We start from the raw sequence: 250 nt of genomic DNA on the forward strand, positions 1-250 counted from the left end.
GCGGCGGCAGATCATGCGAGGCCAGCACGGCAGGAAGTCGGCGGATGACGCCCATCCCCTTGGGCAGGCTCACGCCGAATTCGAGTAGAAAGGCATGAATCTGGTTGACCGTGCCGGTACGGTCGCGGCGCGCGTCAAGCAAGTTGTCGCCTCACTCATGCAGCCAGAGGCTGTTTATTTGCGCTGATCGACGCCATCTCGACGACTGAGTCGCGTTCGGGGTTAAGCGTCACGGCACCAACCGGTGTCC

Annotated in this window: 1 pseudogene; it reads right to left on the reverse strand. The window is 62.4% G+C overall.

Annotation, left to right across the window (positions count from 1 at the left end):
• Positions 1 to 127, reverse strand: a pseudogene (locus tag F6X37_RS38200) (IS110 family transposase); the annotation flags it as partial.
• Positions 128 to 250: the final 123 nt, after the last annotated feature.

This window comes from Paraburkholderia sp. 31.1, assembly GCF_014397645.1.
Classification (GTDB): Bacteria; Pseudomonadota; Gammaproteobacteria; order Burkholderiales; family Burkholderiaceae; genus Paraburkholderia; species Paraburkholderia tuberum.